Annotated in this window: 22 protein-coding genes; 11 read left to right on the forward strand and 11 right to left on the reverse strand. The window is 48.1% G+C overall.

What is annotated here, in order from left to right:
- Positions 1-71: 71 nt before the first annotated feature.
- Positions 72-848: a TIM barrel protein gene (locus B9Y93_RS09010; RefSeq protein ID WP_244903342.1), complete on the reverse strand. Its 777-nt coding sequence runs from the start codon at positions 846-848 to the stop codon at positions 72-74.
- A 312-nt stretch (positions 849-1,160) separates the two neighbouring features.
- On the opposite strand from B9Y93_RS09010, the gene B9Y93_RS09015 reads away from it, so the two are divergent.
- The gene (locus tag B9Y93_RS09015) at positions 1,161-2,057 is read left to right on the forward strand and encodes a cupin domain-containing protein (RefSeq protein ID WP_085494098.1); all 897 of its coding nucleotides are present in this window, start codon (positions 1,161-1,163) and stop codon (positions 2,055-2,057) included.
- A 128-nt stretch (positions 2,058-2,185) separates the two neighbouring features.
- Here B9Y93_RS09015 and B9Y93_RS09020 read toward each other — a convergent pair whose 3' ends face one another.
- On the reverse strand, positions 2,186-3,262 hold the full coding sequence (locus B9Y93_RS09020) for an LLM class flavin-dependent oxidoreductase (protein WP_085494099.1): 1,077 nt from the start codon (positions 3,260-3,262) through the stop codon (positions 2,186-2,188).
- Between the two features lie 152 nt (positions 3,263-3,414).
- Here B9Y93_RS09020 and B9Y93_RS09025 point away from each other — a divergent pair, with 152 nt between their 5' ends.
- Entirely contained in the window at positions 3,415-3,975 is a 561-nt protein-coding gene (locus B9Y93_RS09025) for a GNAT family N-acetyltransferase (RefSeq protein WP_085494100.1), read from the forward strand.
- A 161-nt stretch (positions 3,976-4,136) separates the two neighbouring features.
- On the opposite strand, the gene B9Y93_RS09030 is transcribed toward B9Y93_RS09025, so the two are convergent.
- Positions 4,137-5,243 carry a glycosyltransferase WbsX family protein gene (locus tag B9Y93_RS09030; RefSeq protein ID WP_244903376.1) on the reverse strand — a complete coding sequence of 369 codons (1,107 nt, stop codon included), beginning with the start codon at positions 5,241-5,243 and terminating at the stop codon, positions 4,137-4,139.
- Between the two features lie 640 nt (positions 5,244-5,883).
- On the opposite strand from B9Y93_RS09030, the gene B9Y93_RS09035 reads away from it, so the two are divergent.
- The 6 genes from B9Y93_RS09035 to B9Y93_RS09060 all read left to right on the forward strand — a co-directional run bounded on the left by B9Y93_RS09035 (position 5,884) and on the right by B9Y93_RS09060 (position 13,981).
- Positions 5,884-7,647: a sensor histidine kinase gene (locus tag B9Y93_RS09035; protein WP_085494102.1), complete on the forward strand. Its 1,764-nt coding sequence runs from the start codon at positions 5,884-5,886 to the stop codon at positions 7,645-7,647.
- Complete coding sequence (locus B9Y93_RS09040) at positions 7,644-9,185, forward strand: response regulator (RefSeq protein ID WP_085494103.1); 1,542 nt, start codon at positions 7,644-7,646, stop codon at positions 9,183-9,185. Before B9Y93_RS09035 ends, B9Y93_RS09040 begins: the two co-directional genes overlap by 4 nt.
- A gap of 102 nt (positions 9,186-9,287) precedes the next feature.
- The gene (locus tag B9Y93_RS09045) at positions 9,288-10,628 is read left to right on the forward strand and encodes an extracellular solute-binding protein (RefSeq protein WP_085494535.1); all 1,341 of its coding nucleotides are present in this window, start codon (positions 9,288-9,290) and stop codon (positions 10,626-10,628) included.
- A gap of 31 nt (positions 10,629-10,659) precedes the next feature.
- Positions 10,660-11,541 (forward strand): carbohydrate ABC transporter permease, encoded by an 882-nt coding sequence (locus tag B9Y93_RS09050; RefSeq protein WP_085494104.1) that lies wholly within the window; start codon positions 10,660-10,662, stop codon positions 11,539-11,541.
- 96 nt (positions 11,542-11,637) lie between these two features.
- Positions 11,638-12,450, forward strand: coding sequence for a carbohydrate ABC transporter permease (locus B9Y93_RS09055; protein WP_240968241.1), 813 nt, complete (start codon positions 11,638-11,640; stop codon positions 12,448-12,450).
- Between the two features lie 292 nt (positions 12,451-12,742).
- Positions 12,743-13,981 carry an aminopeptidase gene (locus B9Y93_RS09060; RefSeq protein ID WP_085494105.1) on the forward strand — a complete coding sequence of 413 codons (1,239 nt, stop codon included), beginning with the start codon at positions 12,743-12,745 and terminating at the stop codon, positions 13,979-13,981.
- Positions 13,982-14,208: 227 nt separating this feature from the next.
- Here the strand turns inward: B9Y93_RS09060 and B9Y93_RS09065 are convergent, their stop codons facing one another.
- Both B9Y93_RS09065 and infC read right to left on the reverse strand, forming a co-directional pair.
- Positions 14,209-14,676 (reverse strand): MarR family transcriptional regulator, encoded by a 468-nt coding sequence (locus B9Y93_RS09065; protein ID WP_085494106.1) that lies wholly within the window; start codon positions 14,674-14,676, stop codon positions 14,209-14,211.
- Positions 14,677-14,772: 96 nt separating this feature from the next.
- Positions 14,773-15,252 (reverse strand): translation initiation factor IF-3, encoded by a 480-nt coding sequence (gene infC / locus B9Y93_RS09070; protein WP_085494107.1) that lies wholly within the window; start codon positions 15,250-15,252, stop codon positions 14,773-14,775.
- Between the two features lie 130 nt (positions 15,253-15,382).
- Between infC and B9Y93_RS09075 the strand changes: the two genes are divergently transcribed.
- Positions 15,383-15,637 (forward strand): YciI family protein, encoded by a 255-nt coding sequence (locus B9Y93_RS09075; protein WP_085494108.1) that lies wholly within the window; start codon positions 15,383-15,385, stop codon positions 15,635-15,637.
- Positions 15,638-15,754: 117 nt separating this feature from the next.
- Here B9Y93_RS09075 and B9Y93_RS09080 read toward each other — a convergent pair whose 3' ends face one another.
- From B9Y93_RS09080 to B9Y93_RS09105, 6 genes are all read right to left on the reverse strand, one after another.
- Positions 15,755-16,558 (reverse strand): AAA family ATPase, encoded by an 804-nt coding sequence (locus B9Y93_RS09080; protein ID WP_170936451.1) that lies wholly within the window; start codon positions 16,556-16,558, stop codon positions 15,755-15,757.
- 86 nt (positions 16,559-16,644) lie between these two features.
- The gene (locus B9Y93_RS09085) at positions 16,645-17,433 is read right to left on the reverse strand and encodes a GNAT family N-acetyltransferase (RefSeq protein ID WP_085494110.1); all 789 of its coding nucleotides are present in this window, start codon (positions 17,431-17,433) and stop codon (positions 16,645-16,647) included.
- A 133-nt stretch (positions 17,434-17,566) separates the two neighbouring features.
- The gene (locus tag B9Y93_RS09090; RefSeq protein ID WP_244903343.1) at positions 17,567-17,938 is read right to left on the reverse strand and encodes a VOC family protein; all 372 of its coding nucleotides are present in this window, start codon (positions 17,936-17,938) and stop codon (positions 17,567-17,569) included.
- 180 nt (positions 17,939-18,118) lie between these two features.
- Entirely contained in the window at positions 18,119-18,991 is an 873-nt protein-coding gene (locus tag B9Y93_RS09095; protein WP_085494112.1) for a sugar phosphate isomerase/epimerase family protein, read from the reverse strand.
- Between the two features lie 62 nt (positions 18,992-19,053).
- Positions 19,054-20,115 carry a Gfo/Idh/MocA family protein gene (locus tag B9Y93_RS09100; RefSeq protein ID WP_085494113.1) on the reverse strand — a complete coding sequence of 354 codons (1,062 nt, stop codon included), beginning with the start codon at positions 20,113-20,115 and terminating at the stop codon, positions 19,054-19,056.
- Between the two features lie 74 nt (positions 20,116-20,189).
- Positions 20,190-21,053, reverse strand: a complete 864-nt coding sequence (locus tag B9Y93_RS09105; protein ID WP_085494114.1) for a sugar phosphate isomerase/epimerase family protein — start codon at positions 21,051-21,053, stop codon at positions 20,190-20,192.
- Between the two features lie 442 nt (positions 21,054-21,495).
- On the opposite strand from B9Y93_RS09105, the gene B9Y93_RS09110 reads away from it, so the two are divergent.
- Together B9Y93_RS09110 and B9Y93_RS09115 are read left to right on the forward strand one after the other, a co-directional pair.
- A complete protein-coding gene (locus tag B9Y93_RS09110; protein WP_085494115.1) occupies positions 21,496-22,191 on the forward strand; it encodes a M50 family metallopeptidase in 696 nt (231 codons plus the stop codon).
- A 93-nt stretch (positions 22,192-22,284) separates the two neighbouring features.
- Positions 22,285-22,518: a hypothetical protein gene (locus B9Y93_RS09115; protein ID WP_085494116.1), complete on the forward strand. Its 234-nt coding sequence runs from the start codon at positions 22,285-22,287 to the stop codon at positions 22,516-22,518.
- The last annotated feature ends 275 nt before the right edge of the window (positions 22,519-22,793 follow it).

Here is a 22,793-nt window from a genome sequence, read left to right on the forward strand (position 1 = left end):
TTTATTTCACGGTCCTTCTATTATAGCATTAGTATCACTGCTGCACGCGATAAGAAGCGTTAAGTTTACGGTCACAGCTTCGAGAGAATATCAGCCTTGAACCTCTCGATGGCTGCATCCGTGTCAATCGTATAGCCGCATTCAAGCCCTATATAGCCATCATAGCCTGTGTCCTTAATGGCCTTAAGGATGTTCACATAATTCAGCTCGCCTGTCCCAGGCTCCGTGCGGCCGGGATTGTCTGCGATATGAAAATGATGGATGCGATCGATATAGGATCTAAGATTGCGGATGACATTGCCTTCCGTAATTTGTTGATGATAGACATCAAATACGATTTTAACGCAGGGGCTTCCCACTTCATCAATAATGGATGCCGCTTCATCAGAACGCTGCAAAAAGTGCCCTTGATGATCAACAAGACCATTCAGAGGCTCAAGTTCAAGCACCACCCCCGCCTTCTCAAGCAGGGGAGCGCACTGCTTGAGCGTCTCTATCATCGCTTGCCGCTGCACTTCGCGAGGCACGCCCGCTCTGTCATTTCCTGTCTGACTGATAATGCTTGGAATGTTCAGCACGTGACAGGCTTCAATTGTCTCTTGAAGGCCAGTAAGATATAATTCACGCTCATTCGGATCTACAAGGTTAAAATGCTTCGTGCATGTCCCAATGAGACCAACCCCAATGCGCTCCTGTTCTTTAGCAAATGCCCTTAGATCACCAAGCTGCCACCACGAATAATACTCCAATCCATGAAAACCGTGCTCCTTGATTTTCTCCAAATGATACAGCGCATCTTTACCAGGATAAGCCCCGATACAAAGCGAGATGTTAATCCCCATTGTCATCTCTCATCAACCTCCACGTGTGCTCGTCTGCGATATATCTGCCACAAATGGCTCGAATTGTCGTATCCCGTATGAACTGAAACAGGCTTGATCATGGCAAGAAACTCTCTTTTACACCTGCGATCATCGGAACCAACAAAACCATGTGCTGTTGATCATGCTGCTTCCCTATACTTCTTCAAGCATGCTGCGTTTCCTTTATAAGCCTTTCCAAACAGATGGCTGGTAGTGCTGCTCCTTATGCAGAAGAAACACCTAATCGTGATATAGGCATATGATGGGGTATATGATTTAGGAAAGGAATGAATATTAATGCCGGATATGCCTGAGCGCTATGCCAGTCCATACGAACCACATGCTGGCTCAGCCATGCCTCATTCTTGGTGGATGAACAGCTATCCTTATGAACAGAATTGGCTGACAAGCGAAGCGATTCTTGAACGGATCAAAAAAGAAGCTTCCTTCATTGATCTCTATCATCGGCTAGCGGATGAAGCCCCTACTCCTCCCCTTAGGAACAGCATGATTCATGCGATTAACTACAAGCAGACTCTTTTCCATCACCTGACTGGCCTATATACCTCATTTACAGGAAGGCAGCCCTCGTACCCCTTGGAGATCATTCCTTACCGCGGTTACAATGATGGCCTGATCAAGGCCTATGAAGAGGGAATGCGAAATGCTGAAGCCTATCACTCTAACAGCAATAAGATTCCACACCCCATGGTTCAACACACTTGGCTCCATGCAGCTGCGGATGAACTGCAGCATATAAGCCTATTGCGTTCTCTTAAGCGAATCACCCTGCAAGACTACGGCTCACAGCCATTTATCGTTGACATTGAAGAAGCCGCCAAGCAAAACAATACGTACCGCACCGCGCTCTGGACAGGAGATCATATGCAAGTTACCTTAATGAGCATCGGTGTCGGCGAGGATATTGGATTGGAAGTGCATCCGACGACAGACCAATTCATACGCATCGAAGAAGGCCAAGGGCTTGTGCAAATGGGAGATAGCAAAGATAAATTAGACTATCAGAAAATGGCCTACGAGGATTATGCCATCATGATCCCTGCAGGCAAATGGCATAATCTAACCAATAAAGGCAATAAGCCGCTTAAAGTTTACGTCATATATGCCCCGCCTGAACACCCGTTTGGCACTGTTCACAGGACTAGAGCCGATGCGCTCGCTTCAGAAGCCTAGCTTACATGTGAATAATGTGAACCCTAAACATCAAAGAGGAGTAAGGAAACCGCTTGAAGCCCCGTTCCTCACTCCTCTTTATTATTTGCATGGCAGATCTCAGCAGTGGACAGGCCTCGCTTTCTTCGCTACTGTCCGACTATTGCCCGATCGACGAGCGGCCGCACCTTCAATGCGAGCAGTTCAATCGCTTGAGCCAGCTTGCTTAAGGGGACGCCGCCCACATCCATCTGCAGCATATAGCGCGTCAACCCGTATTGTTCGTGCATCCTGACAATCTTCTCCGCAACCTGCTCTGGACTGCCAACCATGAACGCTGTATGGGGCGCAGCGAGCTCCATAAATGCGTCTTTCGTCAGCGGTTCAAATACCCGATCCCCGCGCTTAAATTGTTCCTTATAATGGGCATAGTAAGGATAGAATTCATCTATCGCTTGCTCTGCACTCTTCGCAATATAGCCATGGCCTGTGACACCGACAGGAAGCGACTCATTCTTATATCCTGCCTGCTGTCCCGCTGTTCGATATGCTTCAACCAAAGGCTTATATGCAGCAGAGTCACCCTTTAGGATCGCCATGACTAGGCCTGTCCCACAGGAGCCTGCCAACGCCGCTGTCGCCTCCGTTCCTCCTACACCTATCCACAACGGAAGCCGCTCCTGCAGCGGTCGCGGAGCAATCTCTGCCTGCTTAATAGCGGTACGATGCCGCCCTTCCCATGTGACCCGCTCTTTCTCATTTAGAAGCTGAAGCAGGCGAATGTGCTCAGCAAATACTTCCTCGTGCTGCTCGAGCTTATAGCCAAACAGCGGAAACGGCTCCAAAAAAGCCCCTCGGCTAGAAATAATCTCCGCTCGACCGTCAGACAGTAAATCGAGAGTAGCAAAATCCTCGAATACGCGAACTGGATCAGCTGTACTCAGTACAGTCGTTGCACTCGTCAAACGAATCCGCTTCGTTGCCTGGGCAATAGCTGCCAGCACTACTGGTGGAGAGGATACAGCAAAATCCAGACGATGATGCTCCCCTACCCCGAACAGTTCAATACCAGCCTCATCCGCAAGCTTGGCCGCTTCGATTAGCTCTTGCAGGCGCTGCCGCGGAGCCATCCACTCCCCGGTGCGCGGATTTCTAGCAAGATCGCCTAATGTATAAATGCCAAACTGAATGGCATGTCTGGTTAAATTCCCACGTTCAGCTTCCATATGTTCGTATCCCTTCTTCCTATTCTACAAGCGGCGTACCTTCATGCTTTGCTAATCTATTTGCACGATCTTATGCTATTGCTCTATGATAAACATAACCAACAACGCGTTGACTTACACGCACAGCACAACGAATCAGCAGGAGGCGCACTATGATCGTGATCGAAACATCCAGACTGCTGCTTCGCGACTGGAAAGCAGCAGATCTAACACCCTTTTGTCACATGAATGCAGATGAAGACGTCATGCGATATTTTCCCAAGCCCTTAAGCGATGAAGAGACGATGCAATTCTATACCTCCATTATATCGGAGTTTAAGCAGTGTGGATTTGGCTTATATGCCGTAGAGCAAAAAGAAACGAATGACTTCATAGGCTTTATTGGCTTTCATCAAGCAGCCTTTGAAGCTGACTTCACGCCGTGCATCGAGATCGGCTGGCGATTGAAGAAAGAGGCATGGGGAGAGGGCTACGCCACAGAAGGAGCCAAGGCCTGTCTTCACTATGGCTTTAGCCAATTAGGCTTCCAAAGCGTGCACAGCTTCACAGCAGCTATCAATCAGCCTTCACAGCGGGTGATGAATAAGCTTGGCATGCGTTATGTGAAGCATTTCAACCATCCTAGAGTAGAGCCCGACAGTCCCTTGTATCCTCATGTTTTATACGAGATAGACTCTTCTGTTATTAAAGACGCGCCTGCATATAATCTGTAGGAACATGAAACACAATTAGCAAGATTTCGGCAGCCAATCTACATTTATGCTAAGCACTCCATTCGCCAAGCACCAAAAGCAGCTTCGAAGCAAACAAGGATGATGTCCCGTTCCTTGCATGCCTTCAAGCTGCTTTTTGTATGCCTCAGTCGTGCTTTATTTCAAGAATCGCTCTCGGATATAGGCTTCATGACCTGCTTAACCTTATCCAGATAAGCATATCCATACTTTTGATCCGGCTCCAGATACGTGCCTTCCGCCCATTCGTTCCACGCATTAATAAAGGTAAACTCATTCCCCAGCTGATTGGCCTTATGGACGAGCTGACGCAGATAATGCCCGAACTTTTCAGGCGAGGCCCCTTGAAAGACGAAGGCGTCCTTTCCACGCCTAGCCGTATTGTCCCAATCGACAAAGCCGCCGAGATATATCTTCTTCTCCGATCCATTGAAGGTACGCTCCAAGATACGCGTCCATACCGCATCATAATTGACAAGCGTAAGGTCACGGCTGCGTTCCTCCATCAACTGAACAGCATGGTACATCTGATGGAATCCATGCGCTGGAACATCGTGAGAAGTCGTATACATAGGCTCAAATTGCAGTCTTGCATCAAATATGTCCAGCGAGGCGAGCGGGAAGCCGCCCATGGTCTCGACAAAATAGATACCCTCCAGCCCATTGCGCCTAGCAAGGCGCTGCCAGTATTCCAGCATTTCCTTGCACTCCTCTATCAGCTCCGCGCGGTAAATGATAAAGAGCGGCTTATTATTCACCCGAATGTAGCGGGGATCGTTAAAGATATTCAACAAATAATGAAAGTGCTCCTTCCATATCCTGCGGCTGCCGTATTCCTGCGGTATTAGCACCTGGTCACTGCGCCCATCCCAATTGCGTGTCCACGGCTCATTGGCCCAGGACAAGCAGAAGGGGAAGTCAGGTTCTCCGGAAGCAAGCATATTGTGCAGCGGGGTTTCCAAGAGCAGCTTGCCCTTGAACCAATAGTGGTAATAGCAAAAGCCATATATCCCGTAATCCCGCGCCAGACGTGCCTGCCAATTCTGCACCTTGCTTTTCCGCAAATCGTAATAATTGAATTGAAACGGCTCGCGAGGCTGATAATGTCCACGGTATAGCGGGCGAGCCTTCTTCGTATTGGTCCATTCGGTAAACCCTTCTCCCCACCACTCATCATTTTCTGGAATGCTGTGGAATTGAGGCAAATAAAAAGCAATCAGCTTGGTGTTAACCTTCTCCGTGGAGTTGATAGGTGCAGGATTGGATGAGAAGCGATCATCCTCACTGTGCTCGCATGACGAAGCGTTGATATTGTGCTCGTTCGAATGCTCTTGTAAAGCATTCGGAGCTGTTATAACTGAAGACAATGGATGCTCTGCAAGCGCTGCAGATGAATGATTCTTTCTTGCAGGCCTTACAGCAGGTGGAAAGCCTCTCAAGCGACGCGCGGATGAAAGCCGCCGATTCCGTTTTTTCCTCCATTTTCTTGTTCGGATAAGCCGTCTCTTCTTCCGAGAGAGAGAAGCGCCTCTTTGCACTCGACGTTTGCCTTTTTTTATGCGAGCTCGCAGCTTGCGGCGTTTACGCACAGCGGCCACATTCATCCCCCTCCTCATAGCATCTATAACTATTGCTATGGTATTCAATTTTGCACGGAAGGAACAGGCACGAGGCAATTTTCCGCAGATGTGGATGATTGGAAAGCACATGCATGTACGGCAGCGTCAAACATCCGTTCCTTGCAGCGATCTTATTTTCAATAAATGGATCCCGAAAATGAAAAGGCTTACCAAATTGACAAACAACCCTCCCCGTTCGTTGTAGAATACTGTATAATTTTAGCAAGTCATGTCGAATAGATCATCAATGCTCATAAAGGGGGATCATGATGTGCAGCGTTGGCTAGGCAAATCCTTAAAGCGCAAGCTGTCAGTCATTCTGTTAGGCGCAATACTCGTTCCACTGCTGTCCCTTGGCTATGTTCTCTACAATGTTGCCGCGCTCGAAGCGGAGGCTAAGGCCAAGCAAGCGAGCACCAGCATTTTGGAGCAGATTCGAACCAATCTTGAATTTATACTACAGGATGTGGAAGATATGTCCATCTTTCTGATTGGACAAGAGGATATTCAGCGTTACCTTGCCAAGCCGCAAAAGGACGGCTACCTGCAAATTAAAATTATGGGTTTTCTGTCCAATCTCGTTTTTTCAAAAAAATACATATCTAATATTTCGATTTATCCGAACAATGGGAACCATTCGTTATCGAACACTACGATTTTCAATAACGGTCTTATTACACCATCAGAAAATAAACTAGAGCAGGACCAAAACCAAAAGCGATGGACTACACTGTACACGAACGTCACGACGAATGGACAAGAGCATGTGCTCTCCTTGCTTCGACCGATCGGCAGCATGACGACCTACAAGTCCAAAGGCACGTTATCGATCAGCATCAATGAACGCTCCCTCTCTCAATTCATGACGCACTCGGGAGGTACCGCCAGCGGTTATGTCCTGCTGCTTGATGACAATGGAATGATCATCTCCGGCGGGAAGCGGGATAGGCTGCTTGAGCCGATCACAGACATCTTCTCGGATCTGCCTGTTATGGAGAAGAATCAAGGCTTTATCAATGCTGGTCATGGCAGCGACAAATCAACGATTGTCTATCAGCGAATTCCTGAGGTGAATTGGACATTGCTGACGGTTATTCCTTATGAGCAGTTTCATGCACAAAGCCGCTATGTGCTCACTCTGACGGCTGTAGCCGTAGGACTTGCGATAATCATTATCGCGGGCTTCGTTCTCTTTCTTGTGCAGCATGTGACCAAGCCGCTCCATTCACTCACCCAATCCTTAAAGGAATTCCAGCCTGATGATCAGGTCGTCACACTCCCGGTCACGTCTTCAGATGAGGTGGGGCTCTTGATCCACAGCTACAACAAATTGAATGAACGCATCCAGCGACTAATGATAGAGGTCCAGCGCAATGAAGGACTGAAGAAGGAAGCGGATATGAATGCCCTGCAGGCGCAGATCAATCCTCACTTTTTATACAACACGCTTGCAAGCATCCATTGGCTCGCACTCATGAATAAAGACGCGCGCATTGCCGAGATGGTCGGTTCCTTAAGCGACTTTCTGCGATTCAGCCTGAATAAAGGCAGCGAGTACTGTACGATCAAGCAGGAAATGGAGCACGCCAAGCATTACAGCTCGATTCAGAAGCTTCGATATCCAAACCAATTTGAATTGGAGTTTCAAGTCCCATCGCAACTAGAGCAGCAATGGATGGTCAAGCTGCTTGTACAGCCTCTGATCGAGAATGCCATTATGCATGGTGTCATGAAGAAGCAGGAGCCCGGCTACATCTCCGTAACCGTAGAAGCGCTTGATGATGCGCATATCCAGTTTGTCGTTGAGGATTCCGGGTTAGGTATCTCAACTGAGCGGCTTCAACTGCTAAGAGCAGAGCTTGCCGAACCGTTAAAGGACGATACCGAGAGAAGAAAAGAAAGCTATGGGCTTCGCAATGTCCATCAGCGGCTGAAGCTTCATTATGGCTCTAGCACTGGACTTACGATTGAAAGTGTGGAAGGTCGCGGCACCAAGGTATCATTCATCATTCCCTACAAGGAGGACTCACGATGAGATTGCTTATTATTGACGATGAAATGATCATACGCACAGGCATCCAGCAAGTGATCGATTGGCCGGCCCTCGGAATTGAAGCGCTCCTACCCGCGGCATCCGCCGAGGAAGCGCTTGAGCGAATTCCTGATGAGCTGCCACATATCGTCTTAACCGATATTCGCATGTCCGGCATGGATGGGCTGGAGCTTGCCTCCATTCTTCATCAGCAGTATCCAGAGATGGAGATCATTATTTTGTCGGGATACGATGAATTCAGCTATGTCCAACAAGCGATGCGCGAAGGAGTCAGCGACTATCTTCTGAAGACAAGCCGGCCAGAGGAAATCATAAAAACGATGCTGAAGGCCAAACAGCGCATTACAGATCGCATTGAAAAGCATAAACGAGGCAGTCTCGGCGACTCCGCGCTTCGCACTCAGCTTCTCGAGCAGCTGATAAAAGAAGGCATCAGTGAATCCTCCCTGCTGGCACAGGCGGTGGATTCCTTCCAGCTTGAGATGCCCTCTGGGTATGATCAGATTATGATCTTGAATGCTGACGGCTGGGAGGATCTATCCCTTCTGCTCTTTGCGATTCATAACATATTAGAGGAGACCCTCTCTTGCCATACACTGGTGTATGCCGATCATATGGTCATCCTGCTTCGATCTCCGAGCGCAATGGACCAGCAAGGACGGATTCAACAGCTGCTGGAACGCTTGGAAGGCATGCTCAAATGCACGATTTTTGCTGCACTAGGCACGAATGCCAGCCATTATTCAGAGTGGCCTAAGTCTTATTCGGCTGCGAAGGAAGCCTTTATGTATCGTATGATCACAGGCAATCGCGGACTTATTGCGTTTCATGCCGTACAAAACCGAACGGGAGGGAGAACCGTTTGTTCACTCGAAGAGGAAGCAGAACTCAGCTCTATTCTGGTAAAGGGCAATCGCGCCGAACTGCATGGATGGGTGCATCAGAAGATCGGTGCCCAGCTTGCTGATGATCAGGTTACCACTGAATCGCTGCAAGCCTACATACAATCGATCATCATCTCAGGCTATCGCTTTATTGAGCGTATGGGAAACTCTCAGCTTCTAGGGCAGCATGGAGCTTTGCCACCGCTGCGAGACCTTCAGCAAAGCCTGAATGCTTCACCGGAGCAGCTATTGTACGAAGCCTGCAGCTTGCTGATGGACAGCTATCGGCAGCAGTCCTCGGAGCATCGCGGCAATTCTTATGTCGAGCAAGCCATAGTGTTCATACGCAATCATCTGCATACAGGCATCACGCTGCAGCAGGTCGCGCGTGAGGTTCATCTTAATCCCAACCATTTCAGCGAGGTGTTTAAGCGGGAGACTGGCCAGAATTACATCGACTTTGTCACACGGGAACGAATCGAGCGGGCGGCAGAGATACTCAAAAATTCAGAGATGAAGATTAGTCAGGTCGCACGGGCGGTTGGCTACGAAGATATGAAGTATTTTAGTCAGCTGTTCAAGAAATTCACATGCATGACGCCATCCGAGTTCCGCAGCGAATCTCAATCAAACTGAATTCTGTCTACCCTTCTTCTGAATGATGTCCCCTGTCAGGGCTTCGCACGTCACTCTATACTGAAGGAGAACAAAGAAAAGATATTGGAGGGGTTAATGATCATGTCAAGAAAATGGATTCAAGCGCTCGTCTTTTTGATGATCCTGACAACCGTTCTCGCTGGCTGCGGCGGCGGAAGCACTCCGAAGGAAAACACAGACAATGCTTCTTCAGGAAAGGAGCAGCCTGCGGAGAAGGTAAAGCTGTCCCTGTGGCATAACTTTACCGGCGAGGATCTTAGAGCCAAGGCTATGAGAGGCATCATTGAGCAATTTCAAAACGATCACGAGAATATCCAGCTTGAGATTCAAGCGATCCCGCCAGACGGCTATCGCCAGCGTTTGAAGACTGTGGCGGCAGCAAACGAACTGCCAGATGTGTTCATTATGCATCCAGGCACGATCGCAAAGGAGTTCTCCTCAGCGGGTGTCATTCAGCCGCTTGATGATTTGCTGAACAAGCATGCGGATTGGAAAGATGGCTACCTGCCTAACTCCTTTGATGACTTTACCTTCGACGGCAAAATCTACAGTGCGCCGATGAGCTTGTCTCCAACCTCCATCTTGTACTACAACAAGAAGATTCTAGCGGATAATGGGCTTAGCGTCCCTACCACCTGGGAGGAGCTGCTCCATGCGGTTGAAGTCTTAAACAGCAAGAATATCATTCCGATTGCACTCGGCAACAAAGCGCCGTGGCTCGCACAATCCAGCATCCTAAGCTCGCTTGCGGACCGGGTAACGGGTACGGAATGGTTTAATAAGGCCGTTCTACAAGACGGGGCCAAATTTACAGATCCTGAATTTGTGGAAGCGCTCTCCTATATGCAGGAGCTTGCGATGGTTGGTGCCTTCCAAGAAGGCTTCAATGCTATTGACACCACCCAGATGGAACAGCTGTACGCACAAGGCAAAGCAGCTATGATGATTGAAGGCGGCTGGGCCGTTACGAATCTCGTCGCTTCCGCTTCTGAAGACATTCTTGCCAATACAGGCGTTGCCATCCTCCCTTCCATCCCTAACGGAAAAGGAGATCCGAATACCGTATCTGGCGCCATTGGCGTAGGTCCAGCAATGAGCAGCAAGGTAGAAGGAGCGAAGAAGGAGGCGGCAGAGCAATTGGTGCTTGCCTTGGCAGGACCAGAAGCGCAAAAGATCACGCTCGAAGCCAATCAATTGATCAGCTTCAAGGCGGAGCTCGATAAGAGCAAAGTTAACCCATTATTTGCTGACCTCTATGAGCTTGTAAATAAGGTAGGCCGCACGCCAGTATATGATGCGAGACTCACTTCCCAAGCAACGGAGGCGGTCAACAACGGTTTGCAAGAGCTGCTCTTGGGCGCTAAGCCTGAGGACGTCGCGAAGAAGATTCAAGATGCGCAAGAGCAAGGCTTGAAGGAATAATAGATACTAATCTAGGAAGGGAATCTTTGATATGACAACAGCTGCTCGCACTAGGGCATTTATCATCGCAGGTCTGCTTCCTGCCCTTATCCTGTACCTCTTGTTTGTTGTCGTCCCTGTATTTTGGTCATCGTATTATGGCTTCTTCAGCTGGAAAGGGATCGGCGAGATGAAGTTCATTGGCCTCGACAATTATACAGAGGTCCTAAAGGATGAGATCTTCTGGAAGTCCTTTGTCAACAATCTGTATATTGTAGCCTACTCGGTATTCGGCCAAGTGCCTATCGCTCTGCTCTTAGCCATCGTGCTTGCCCGCAATTCATGGTATCAGCGATTCTTGCGCGCATCCATCTTTATGCCGATGGTGCTCTCATCTGTCGTCATTGGCCTGATCTGGGGATACATCTACCATCCCCAGATCGGAATATTGAACTTCCTATTGGACTCGCTCGGGTTGTCCTCCTGGAAGCTTGGCTGGCTGTCCGACCCTAAAGTAGCCATGTATTCGATAGGGCCGCCAATTATATGGGCGAATATCGGACCATACCTGATTCTATTTATCGCTGCCCTGCAAAATATCCCGGGCGAGATGGATGATGCCGCACAGATTGATGGAGCGACCGGGCTGCGCAAGCTCTTCCAGATTACCCTCCCTATGATCTGGGGCACGATCAAGGTCGCAATCATTCTGTGTATCTCCGGAAGCTTGAAGGCGTTCGACTTGATCTTCATTATGACTAGAGGAGGCCCGGCTAACTCCACGGAGCTGCTTGCCACCTATATGTACAACAACACCTTCAACATTTTCCGATATGGCTATGGAAGCGCGGTATCCACATCTATCGTCATCATTAGCCTGCTGCTCATAGCAGGAAGCCAGTTCCTAATGAACCGCAATAAAAATGTAGCCTAGACTTAGTCTTTCTTACGAGAAGGAGGAGACCCCTTGCACACAAAACCGATTCCTATGTCCTCCTCCGCTCGCGGAGGGAGCATCGTCATTCGCAAGATGGGGCGCGGAGCAACTTGGTGCATGCTGACATTTTACGCGCTCTTGACGCTGTATCCCTTAATCTGGCTGTTCGTGAGCGCCTTTAAGGACAATCAAGATTTCTTTTCACGGCCATTTGGCCTGCCATCAAGCTGGCATTTCGACAACTTCAGCCGGGCATGGAAGGTAGCCGGCATGGATATCGCACTGCTGAACTCGGCCATTGTGACCTCTGTCTCCCTTGTACTGACCGTGTTGATCGGATCACTAGCAGCCTTTATCCTGTCTCGCTTTCACTTTCGGCTCAAAGGGGCTGTGATGGGACTATTTCTCATCGGAATGCTCATTCCGGTGCACAGCACCTTGGTTCCTTTATTCATCATGATGAAGGAAATGTCGCTGCTAGACACCTATGCAGCTCTTGTACTGCCTTATATCGCCTTTGAGCTGCCGATTGCCATCTTTATCATCTCAGCTTACATGACAACCTTTCCGAAGGAGCTGGAGGAAGCCGCCACGATTGATGGCGCAGGATACTGGAGCATCTTCTGCCGCATTATGCTGCCGCTGTCCATGCCCGCCATCTCAACCGTTGCCGTGCTTGGCTTCTTAAGATTCTGGAATGACTTTGCCTTCCCATTGGTGCTGATCAACAAGCCGTCTTTGAAGACATTGCCGCTTAGCTTGTCCATCTTCGCCGATGGTTATGGAACCGACTACAGCCTGACTCTAGCTGCCCTGACAATATCGGTTATACCAACGATCATTATCTATCTAATCTTCCAAGAGCAGATTATGAAAGGGATGCTTGCAGGCTCGGTAAAAGGCTGACGCTACAACACTACCCCATCTTCAAATAAATACAGATACAGCTAGAACCTTTACCCATCTATTGCAGCAACAAATTCAGAAACACCCTCCCCCTATATAGAGGAGCAAGAAAGGCCAAAACATGCCTTTCTCGCTCCTCTTTCGCTTTGTAGAAGTGTTATATTTTAGACATTCTCCCGTCGGATGCATAGATTTTGAACATCTGACGTTGTATAGTAAAGATTAGTATGAGAAGCGAAAGTTGGTTATATTTAAAGTAGGCATAATCAAGAAGCTAGGAGGCGTACATAAGATGTCCAATGCAGCATTTGAATCTTTGTTAGAGAAATACGCAGAATTGATCGTTAAGGTTGGGGTTAATGTCCAGCCCGGTCAAGAAGTTGTCGTGGGAGCTTCCATTGAAGTCGCTCCGCTTGCACGTCTCGTAGCAAGCAAAGCCTATGAGGCAGGCGCAAGCAATGTGCATGTCGACTGGTCCGATGATGCGCTCGCTCGCATGAAGTATGAAAAGGCAGCTGACGAGGTGTTCGAGAACTACCCCGAATGGGAAAAGCTTAAGCGTGATTCCCAAGTTGAGAAGCGTGCGGCATTTATCGCGATCGTATCCCAGAACCCAGACAACCTCAAGGGCATCGATCCTAAACGGATCTCCACCTTCCAGAAGGCTGCGGGCAAGGCGCTTGAGAATTACCGTCAGCATGTTCAATCTGATAAAGTAAGCTGGACGGTCGTTGCTGCGGCTTCTAAGGATTGGGCACTGAAGGTGTTCCCTGACGCTTCCGCGGAAGAAGCTGTTGAGAGGCTGTGGGAAGCTATCTTCAGCAGCGTTCGCTTGCATGCGGAGGACCCAATCCAATCATGGAAAGAGCATAACGAGACACTCCATAAGAAGGTTGATGTGCTGAACCAATATCATTTTGAGAAGCTTCATTATACAGCACCTGGTACCGATCTTACGATTGCTCTTCCTAAAAAGCATTTGTGGGTCGGCGCAGGAAGCACGAATGAAAAGGAGATTCCGTTCATGGCTAATATGCCAACGGAGGAAGTGTTCACAGTGCCTCTGCGTGATGGCGTTGACGGATATGTATCCAGCACCAAGCCGCTTAGCTATGGCGGCAATCTGATTGACAACTTTAAGCTTACCTTTGAGAATGGCCGCATCGTCAAGGCCGAGGCTGAGGAAGGCTTAGAGGTGCTGGAGCATCTGATTGACAGTGACGAAGGCTCTCATTATTTGGGCGAGGTGGCATTGGTGCCGCATCAATCCCCAATCTCTGAATCCAACATTTTATTCTATAATACGCTCTTTGACGAAAATGCGTCTAACCACCTTGCTATCGGAAGCGGTTATGCATTCAACGTAGAAGGCGGCAAGAAGATGTCCCGTGAAGAACTGACGGAAAACGGCGTGAACAGCAGCATTACCCACGTTGATTTCATGATTGGCTCTGCTGACATGGACATTGACGGCATTCAGGCCGATGGAACAGTCGTGCCAGTATTCCGCAAAGGCAACTGGGCAATCTAAGGCAGAACAACGATCATCTAGCCGAACAAAGATTGCTTCCAGCAGGTTCAATCTAGACAGCAGCGTGATCGCGGCCACCATATAGGCATGACAGCGATTATGATCATTCATTGCATATACCTCTAATATGCATGACGATTCAGCTTGATGATTATCGCCAAGCATACCTGCTTATAAGGCGTGAAAAAGGGACTTTGCTCACTGCAAAGTCCCTTTGTTGATCCAACTTATTCGGCCTTTTCACGGTCCACAGTCTGCATGCCTGCCTCCTGCTTCAGTACCTGAATCATCTTGCGGTAAGCGAGCACTAGCCGCTCCTTCTCCTCTTGGCTGAAGGTGGTCAGCAGACTTTCTGACAGCTTGCAGTGCTTCTCCTGCATCCGTTCAACAATCGCTTTGCCTTGTGCGGTAATCATGACACGAATATTGCGGCGATCTTCATGCATGACTTGGCGCTCCACATAACCCTTCGTCTCAAGCTTATTCGTCAAGTTGGTGATCGCCGGCAGCGATACGCCAAGCAAGGCCGCCAACTCCGAAGACGTCTTCGGCCCGGATTCCTCAATGGTCTGCAGGATAAAATATTGAGAGGCGGATACCTCATTGTCAATAATTTTGGCAAATGCGATGACGTACTCTGTCATATGATCGCTGATGAGCCAAGTCAGCTCTTTATCTATGTTGAGATCGGACATGTTCTGCTGAACCTCTTTTCTACGAATTCAAAAAACAGCATTTCATTATACCATATTCTTATCGCTGTCATGAATATAATTCGCGTTCCCGCTTATTCAGTCCAATGGATTCAGCTTCACGGCGGCCTGCTTGCCGCTCAGTTGGATGCCTGTCTCCTGCTTCCCTGCCTCCTTCAAGTCCTTAAGGAGCGCTTGCAGCAGTTCTTTGGCCTTATCCCCTTCCTTGCTGCTAGATAGTCGAATCACGAGTTGCACGGCATCCCCACCGCGCAAGATCTTCTCGCATTGCTGCTTTTTCGTATCATAATCATGGTCCTCGATATGCGGCGTAAGACGAATCTCCTTCACCTTAGCTGCTCTCTCCCGCTTCTTCGCGCTTGCCTTCTCCTGCTTCGCTTGGGCTTTAGCTATCAATGTGCATAGCGGCGGACTTTGGTATAGAGAGGTGCATACGAGGTCCACCTTGAGCTTCTTCGCCAGTGCCAGCGCTTCTGCGGTAGGCACGATTCCTAAGTCCTCCCCATTAATTCCTGTAAGCTGTACTTCTGCTGCTTTTATTTTCTCATTGGCAATCATTGTGAATATCACCTTTCATTCGATATAATAAGTTCATGATACATAGATGTAAGCTAAACATAGGTGAAGAGCAGTGCTTAAGTAGTACACTCCCACCACTCTAATATTATACCAAAGGAGACAGTGTACCATGGCCTACTATGCTGCAATTCTTGATATGGTGGATGAATCCAAAAATCAAACCTATCGCCCCCATCATTTGGCGTACTTGGACAAGCTGAAAGCAGAAGGCAAGGTTTACTTAAAAGGACCGTTCAAGGATGGTTCTGGCGGTATGGTCATCTATATTGCGGATACCTTAGAGGAAGCAAAGCAGCTTGCTGAGAATGACCCCTATGTAATCGAAGGTGTGCGCAGTCTGAATTTGCGCGAGTGGGGCATTTGAGTTATCTTGCCCACGGTTAATCTCGTATGCACAGCATCACATCACAACGAATAGGCGGCTGTCCTAAGGCCATGAGCTTGCTCTCATGAACCGTAAGACAGCCGCCTTGCTGTGCTATTAGAGGTGACGCAAATACTGCTCGGGCTGATTCAAAAAGGAGCGCATCAGATTGACATGCTCCAGATCATCATAGGCCACTTTCTCAATCGGGAGCTCATCAAAGTTATAAATGACGGCATCCGGAAAAGCCATTAAAATCGGCGAATGGGTGACGATAATAAATTGGCTGCCTTGTGCAACCATATCCTTCAGCATCGAAATCAGGGTCAGCTGCTTCATTGGCGACAGCGGTGTCTCCGGCTCGTCGAGCAGATATAAACCGCCTGGAACGAAGCGTGATTGAAACAGCCTGAGGAAGCTCTCCCCATGGGATCTAGCATCGAGGTTATCCCCATAATAGCGGTCCATCTGTGCGATCGAGTTCAAATAAGCGCTGCGCGCTTGATTCTGCGCAAAGACGGAGCGATCCTTATACTCTTCTTCCACCTCCGCCAAGCGCTCGACAATATCCTGCCGCGTCTTGGACATTCGCCTAGCAAAATTCAAAAAGTCCTCTGCACGCAAGAAAAAACCTTTCTTCGTCTTCACCGACCATGTGCACTTGAGCGTCTCGCCAAGAGCACGAGCAGGCTGCAGGCTGGGATCCTCATCCACAGCGTCTGCGCCGACGGTAATAGAGCCAATCGCTGCTGCAACGGCTTCGAGAATCGTAGATTTGCCAGAGCCGTTATCCCCAACAAATATCGTCACTGGAGCTTCCAGCTTCAACTTGTCCATCGCTTGAACAAGCGGCAAATGAAAGGGATATTCATTCCCGTGATCAGAATGCTTAGCATGAAATTGCACGGACTTGAGTATCATCTCACCCTCCCATCTGATTATACGCTGAGCTACCATGCTGAAGGATCAGAAGAGGATGGAGTGATCGACCAGCAAGCCACCCACGCCTACTTTTTCCGAAATACGGTATAGCCGTTTGAATGTGAAAAATCAAGCTTCTCTGCGAGACGCATCGAAGATACATTGGATACATCGCATTCCCATCTTGGAATCAAGCCTTGACGCGAGCAGTGCTGAATAAAGGCCGCCGCTGCGAATCTCCCTAATCCAAGACCGCGATAATTAGGATGTGTTGCAATATCAATTTCAACATAAGGAGAACCAAGACATACCGCCGTGCATTCACTTACGATCTTGCCGCCGAAAGTAACCGCATAACCAAAGCCCTTCTGCATAAATTGCTGAACTGAACCCCAATTCTCTTTATAGTAGGACTCTGGGAAGGTAGTGCTGGCTGCTATGGTTCCCATTGTAATACGTTGAAGCCCAAAGCCTGCCTCTACATAGGCTGGAGGAAAAGCATATAAATGCCCTTTAAGCTCATAAGACATACGGGAACTGCGCTCACCATCGTGATCCATAATGCTTGCAAGGCTGTCTTCCCATTCATAAGCTGTCGCAAATAGCAAAAAGCGCTTCTCATTATTTTTGTACTGATCATGATACAGATTGCGCAGCCAGTCTAGTACTTTCTTGTCGGAGGCATCGCCAAAAACGGCATATAAACCACTGCCTGTTCCAATCACTGCAGTCGTTGGGTGCTTATCATCATTCACCCAGATTGAGCCCTCGACAGTCGAGCTCAACACGGCGTACGCAAAGGATGGTACATAGGTAACAGATGTCAGCAACGGCTGCAGGAGGTGCTGAAGCGGCTTGGCGTCCAGAACAATCATGCTGATTCCCCTTTTATCTTAAATATATGGTAAATCTATTGACACAAGATATTATACTGGATTTTGCGAACTAGAACCACTTCTCCCTTATAAGACAGGGCCCTCTCAACAACAAAGCGATCGCTTGCTCTATTTAGGAACAGATCATCAAGAGATTCTCATCTCCGTCCTTGATGACAAACCAATGTCCTTGCTCAATCTCTGTCATAACCTCGATTCCGCACTCCTTCACATAAGAATAGGAGGCTTCAATATCATCTGTGCGCAGCATTACGGCAGGAGCACGATGTCTTACTTGAGCCATATCCTGAGAACCTTTCCACATCGGCATCGTATCTAGGATGATCTGAACTCCCTTCGTTGGCAGGATGCACAAATGGCCGTTCATGATTTCACATGGCGTCGTGATGCCCATCAGATTGCAATACCAATCTCTTGCCGCTTCAATCTGGCTGACCGGGATAAACACACTGGAAACATGAGGCTCTACCGGGCTTATCGACATTGCTGCCACTCCTCCTTTTTCAGTAGAATGGTTCACGTTCAACATATCATTATTGGTTTATTTTGTAAATGATTTCCGTCTGTCTGCTATTGCATGGAGGCTGCAATCGAACAAAAAAGCCCCCACCCACTCTATCAACTTCCAAGAAGCTTCATAGATGGTATGGAGGCTTAACCACACTTATTTATATCGCTTGATGAATTCAACCGCTTTGCGAATATCAACCTCTGGAGATTGACCTACCTCGCGCTCAATCGTCAAGTAACCTGTATAGCCAATATCAATTAGCGCTTGGAAATACTTATCAAAGTCCACATCTCCTTCGCCAAGCGGCAGCTCAACGAATGGACCAGAGGTCGCCATTTCTGCAATCTTCTCATGCGTCATCGGCTCATAGCCAAGCATGCCGTATACATCGCGAGGATCAACCTCACGAAGACGTCTGCCATCCTTCACATGAGTATGAACAATATAATCCTTCAGAGTGTAGACGCCTTGAACCGGATCATCTCCTGTTACCATTACCATGTTCGCTGGGTCAAAGTTCACCGCTACGCCATGACCTGTCAGTGTATCCAGGAAGGATTTCAAGTGAGCAGAAGGCTCAGGGCCTGTCTCGATCGCAAAATGCCCGCCCATGCCGTTCGCGTATTGGCTCAATTCTTCGCAAGCAGTCTGCATCGCGGCAAAGATTGCATTCTCCTCATGCGGCACAATGCCGATATGCGTCGTTACGATATTCGTGCCAAGATCAAAAGCAAGATCCATCACACGCTTGGACTTCTCAATAATCTCAGGATTCGCCTTGCTGTCCTGGAAGCCGTGGCCGCCGAAATCTCCAACCAATGCGGAGATTTGAAGACCGAGGTCGTCAATGTATTTTTTCAGCTCTTTACGAGCCTCGGCGCTAAGGTTCTCAGGCGCCATCTCGCCTTTTACGGCATAGATCTGTACACCGTCTGCTCCTACTTCCTTCGCCTTGACCAATGCTTCACGCACAGGAACCCGGAAGCTGTCCGTAATGACACCAATCGAATTCGTTAGTTTTACCATCCTCTTCCATTCTCCTTTCAACTATACAAGCTTATATTCCCGCATGGATTCCCGCAGCAATCCTATTCAAATACCACTTCGCGGCCTGTACGGCTGGACTCATAGATGCCGCACAGAATCTTCATCATCTCTACCCCATCTTCCACTGGGCAGCGTGTCTCCGACTTGCCTAAGCTCGCATCAACGAAGCCGAATACTTCATTGCGGAATGCCGCTCCAAAGTCGAAGGACGGGAAATCAATTTTTGGCGTCATGTTCAAAATGGTATTGTGCTTCTCACCAATGATCTCAAGCTTCGGCTCAAGCTCAGCGCCGCCTTTGTCCCCATACAGCTTCACGCTCATCTCATCTTGCTTCGCATGCACGGAGAAGCTGACATCAAGCGCGATGGATGCTCCATTCTCGAAGCGGATAAGGGCATTCGCCAAGTCTTCCACCGTGTTCACTTCCGCATCGTAATCGGCAGCTTTGTAGAAGCTGTAGTTTTCGATATTTTTACGGTTGCCAAGACGGTTGTATGCATTGCCGGAGACAGACTTCACCTTTGGCTTGCCCATGAGGTACCAGAGCACGTCGATCACGTGAACGCCAAGGTCGATAACCGGCCCGCCGCCAGAGCGCTCTACGTCACTAAACCATCCGCCTGGGTTGCCCAAGACGCGAAGGCAGGTTGCTTTCGCATAATAGATCTCTCCAAGATCTCCTGCATCGATGAATTTTTTCAATACCGATGTATTCATCGCAAAGCGGCGCACATAGCCAACTTGTAGCACCTTATCCGAATTGCGTACTGCTTCTTGCACAGCCAGTGCTTCTTCAACGGTCTTGCACAGCGGCTTCTCAACTAATACATGCTTGCCGGCATTGATTGCAGCAATGCTGATAGGAGCATGAGAGTTGTTCCACGTACAGATGCTGACTGCATCGATGTCAGGGTTGGCAAGCAGCTCGTTATAGTCCGTATAGACAAGCTTCGCACCGTACTTGTCTGCTTTCTCGCGAGCTCGCTCCTCATTCAAGTCACACACAGCCACGATTTCTGCCTGTTCATTTTTAGCATAACCTTCAAAGTGCATCTCAGAGATAGACCCTGCCCCAATAATCCCTACTCTTAATTTGCTCATCATTCGTTCCTCCTCAAGGTTCAGTTAGCAACTAACTATCATTATATAGAAGATCATCTATAGAATCGTAAAAATTAAGCTTCTTCCCACAGACGGCGGGATGTTGCGAGTGCAACGCGAGTACCTGTCAGGCACTCTTCCATGCCTTCGAATTCGATGGAAATATAGCCGTCATAGCCAGACTGCTTCACATGCTTCACAATCGCTTGAAGCGGGAGATCCCCATGACCTACAATCGCACCACGCACATATTGGCCATGAAGCGTCTGGAACCAGCCCTCGCCCATATTGCTGTCTGCTGGACGAATATAGAAGTCCTTCAGATGCACGATGGAAGCTAGCGGCAGATTCTGCTGCACAGCATAGAGTGAAGGCTCATCCACGCAGATGAAGTTCCCTACGTCAAGCGTCGTTTTGAAGTTTGGACGATCTACTTGCAGGACAAGTCTGCGCACGCGCTCGCTATTTTGCAAATAGAAGCCATGGTTCTCTACACTTGTCGTAATGCCGTGAGGCAGCGCATAATCAGCAATGCGCTGGCACGCCTCCACAAGCTTCGGAAGATCCTTTTCAAAGTAAGCTGTACCTGTCTCAGCATGAGGGCGTGAAGCCACATCATGGCGCATCAGCTTAACGCCTAATTGGTTCGCCACATCCACATGAGCTTGAACACGCTTGATTTCTTGTTCAAACGCCTCATCATCGAGTCCGGCAAAGTTAGCTCCGATGCAGTAGTTGGAAATTTCAAGATTCAATGCTTTCGCTTTATCCACAATGCTTCCAACAAGCGCAGGAGTCTCGATCAAATCATATCCAATCGGAACAATCTCAACATGGTCCGCACCTTGCTCTTTGATCCAATCCATCGCTTGAAGCACATCCATCTTCCCATTCGCCATTGCACCATATAAACAGTACGTACTTATTCCAAGCTTCATCTTATCCACTCCAATCTTGAAGTCTATCATGCTTGATTTGCTGTGAAGAGCATGATGCTCAAGGGTATGTGTATCCTATTCACCTTCCTATTATATAAGGTAAACGGTTACATCCTTTGTAAAATGGTTCAAAGAAATTGTACTTTCATACACAAATCCGTTAAGCGTTTGTCTATTGGATGCCTGTCTCATTCGAAAGCATGCTGAATCACATTGATGGTATAAGGATGCTGCTGCTTGCTTTTTGAAAAGGGATGCTCCACAATTTCTATACATACGCTACAATAAAGCTATTATGATGGCATTATTGAAATCAAACCGTCTATTACATGTTAATAAGCACAATATGATCGTGAACAGGTAGTTGTATCGACGATTATGCACACTTGCTTGTGTTCGTTTGATCCTGCAGTTCGCAGAGTTCATAAATTGGAGGTGGATCATGAATCGAGGATTAAAGACTGTCCTGTTCCTTCTAGGCGCTTGGATTCTTACCCGTCTCATTCCCTTTTCATTTTTCTTTCGAAATGTAGATACGCTGATTCACGAGTTCGGCCATGCGCTGATGACGCTTCTCTTGTCTGGAAAAGTCCAGTTCATTTACTTGTTTGCCGATCATAGCGGCGTTACACAGTCTATCGCTCATTACAAATGGCAATTCATCCTGATCTCCTTGGCCGGATACATCATCTCGTCTGCGGTTGCGATGCTGTTATTTCTACTATATTCCCGAATTCTACAGAAATTCGGCCTGATCCTGCTAACGGTAGTAGCCATCATCAGCCTGTTCTTCTTTATTCGAAATACATATGGAGTGCTTTGGACGCTCGGCTTCATCGCTATTAACATCTGTGTCTACCTGCTTCCTTGGGAGAGAGTAAAGGAATTCTACTACCTGCTGCTCGCCTTTATCTGCCTTGTCGATTCCTTTGTAAGCACCATTATTCTCGTCACGCTGTCGATTCAACAGCCGTCAGCTGCTGGCGACGCAGCAAATCTCGCACATGTCACAGGTGTGCCTGCCCTGATATGGTCGATCCTGTTCCTTCTCATCGCCTTCGGCTGTGCCACAGTATCGATGGATTTATTCTTGCGGTCAAAAAGACGGCAACCGACCGTATCCGGAACGAGTGCCTAGCACAATTGAACCGAATTCTAATCGATAATCAAAACAAATGAAGGAACAACTCGATGCTCTCTTCCAACCACATTCATTTAAGGAGTTCTTGACATGCATGATGAACGAAATCGCTTTGTTGTTGATTCTGCTGAGATATTGGAATATTTGAGAAAAAACGATATTCTCCAAGCCTGTAAATATATACAGGTGAAGACTGGATGTTCACTGGCGGAAGCAAGACAGCTATACGAAAAGATGATTCAAGAAGAAGGTATTGAAATAAAAGCGAGTACCTTAGAAATTCAAGCGTACTTAATGGCGGAATACGAGGATACGAATTCATAAGCTATTTATTAGCATATGGCTAATAAAGGTCATCCTTCCAATAGGTTGACGATTTGAATCAAAGAAGGTCAAGCAAGGGGGCTATGAGTCCCTCACTTGACCTTCTTCTATCGTTGCAACCTTAGCAACCAAGTTAGGCTAAACAATCTAAGATTCATATTAGACAACTTAGAAATTAATGTTTTCGCTGCTTTGATAGGTTAAGGTTATGATTGGCCCATCTATAAAATAGCCTTATTTAAAGAAAAAGGCGTTCAAAGTCATGTTCATGGCTT

It is taken from the genome of Paenibacillus aquistagni (assembly GCF_900177815.1).
GTDB lineage: Bacteria > Bacillota > Bacilli > Paenibacillales > Paenibacillaceae > Paenibacillus_B > Paenibacillus_B aquistagni.

Bases quoted from the DNA above. Each gene is read 5' to 3' on its own strand.
- B9Y93_RS09010 (WP_244903342.1), bottom strand. From the start codon at position 848: ATGACAATGGGGATTAACATCTCGCTTTGTATCGGGGCTTATCCTGGT.
- B9Y93_RS09015 (WP_085494098.1), top strand. From the start codon at position 1,161: ATGCCGGATATGCCTGAGCGCTATGCCAGTCCATACGAACCACATGCT.
- B9Y93_RS09020 (WP_085494099.1), bottom strand. From the start codon at position 3,262: ATGGAAGCTGAACGTGGGAATTTAACCAGACATGCCATTCAGTTTGGC.
- B9Y93_RS09025 (WP_085494100.1), top strand. From the start codon at position 3,415: ATGATCGTGATCGAAACATCCAGACTGCTGCTTCGCGACTGGAAAGCA.
- B9Y93_RS09040 (WP_085494103.1), top strand. From the start codon at position 7,644: ATGAGATTGCTTATTATTGACGATGAAATGATCATACGCACAGGCATC.
- B9Y93_RS09045 (WP_085494535.1), top strand. From the start codon at position 9,288: ATGTCAAGAAAATGGATTCAAGCGCTCGTCTTTTTGATGATCCTGACA.
- B9Y93_RS09050 (WP_085494104.1), top strand. From the start codon at position 10,660: ATGACAACAGCTGCTCGCACTAGGGCATTTATCATCGCAGGTCTGCTT.
- B9Y93_RS09055 (WP_240968241.1), top strand. From the start codon at position 11,638: ATGGGGCGCGGAGCAACTTGGTGCATGCTGACATTTTACGCGCTCTTG.
- B9Y93_RS09060 (WP_085494105.1), top strand. From the start codon at position 12,743: ATGTCCAATGCAGCATTTGAATCTTTGTTAGAGAAATACGCAGAATTG.
- B9Y93_RS09065 (WP_085494106.1), bottom strand. From the start codon at position 14,676: ATGTCCGATCTCAACATAGATAAAGAGCTGACTTGGCTCATCAGCGAT.
- infC (WP_085494107.1), bottom strand. From the start codon at position 15,252: ATGATTGCCAATGAGAAAATAAAAGCAGCAGAAGTACAGCTTACAGGA.
- B9Y93_RS09075 (WP_085494108.1), top strand. From the start codon at position 15,383: ATGGCCTACTATGCTGCAATTCTTGATATGGTGGATGAATCCAAAAAT.
- B9Y93_RS09080 (WP_170936451.1), bottom strand. From the start codon at position 16,558: ATGATACTCAAGTCCGTGCAATTTCATGCTAAGCATTCTGATCACGGG.
- B9Y93_RS09085 (WP_085494110.1), bottom strand. From the start codon at position 17,433: ATGATTGTTCTGGACGCCAAGCCGCTTCAGCACCTCCTGCAGCCGTTG.
- B9Y93_RS09090 (WP_244903343.1), bottom strand. From the start codon at position 17,938: ATGTCGATAAGCCCGGTAGAGCCTCATGTTTCCAGTGTGTTTATCCCG.
- B9Y93_RS09095 (WP_085494112.1), bottom strand. From the start codon at position 18,991: ATGGTAAAACTAACGAATTCGATTGGTGTCATTACGGACAGCTTCCGG.
- B9Y93_RS09100 (WP_085494113.1), bottom strand. From the start codon at position 20,115: ATGAGCAAATTAAGAGTAGGGATTATTGGGGCAGGGTCTATCTCTGAG.
- B9Y93_RS09105 (WP_085494114.1), bottom strand. From the start codon at position 21,053: ATGAAGCTTGGAATAAGTACGTACTGTTTATATGGTGCAATGGCGAAT.
- B9Y93_RS09110 (WP_085494115.1), top strand. From the start codon at position 21,496: ATGAATCGAGGATTAAAGACTGTCCTGTTCCTTCTAGGCGCTTGGATT.
- B9Y93_RS09115 (WP_085494116.1), top strand. From the start codon at position 22,285: ATGCATGATGAACGAAATCGCTTTGTTGTTGATTCTGCTGAGATATTG.